At 60.3% G+C, this 474-nt stretch carries 1 pseudogene; it reads left to right on the top strand.

What is annotated here, in order from left to right:
* A pseudogene (locus ACU8YC_RS26795) lies at positions 1 to 392 on the top strand (NADP-specific glutamate dehydrogenase); the annotation flags it as partial.
* Between the last annotated feature and the right edge of the window lie 82 nt (positions 393 to 474).

The following is a 474-nucleotide window of genomic DNA, read 5'->3' as shown; positions in this document are numbered from 1 at the left end:
TCGCCCTACCGTGTGCCACGCAGAACGAACTCGATGAGGAAGCCGCGCAAATGCTTATCGCCGACGGCGTCAAGGCCGTGGCTGAAGGCGCGAACATGCCGACCAACATCGAAGCGACCGAACAGTTCCTCGAAGCCGGCGTACTGTTTGCGCCGGGTAAAGCCGGCAATGCCGGTGGCGTCGCCACATCCGGTCTGGAAATGGCGCAGAGCGCCGCACGTCTGGGCTGGAAAGCGGAGAAAGTGGATGCGCGCCTGCACCACATCATGCTGGAGATTCACCATGCCTGCGTTGAATACGGCGGCGAAACCAAGCAAACCAACTTCGTACGTAGCGCCAACATCGCGGGCTTCGTAACAGTTGCCGACGCGATGTTGGCGCCACGTACGTAGTGGGTGTGCTTGCTTTCGCCGCCGTACTCAACGCAGGCATGGTGAATATCCAGCATGATGTGGTGCAGGCGCGCATCCACTT

Source organism: Citrobacter sp. VF227, assembly GCF_052950715.1.
Note: the sequence above shows the minus strand (reverse complement) of the source record. Positions and strands in the feature narration are given on the sequence as shown.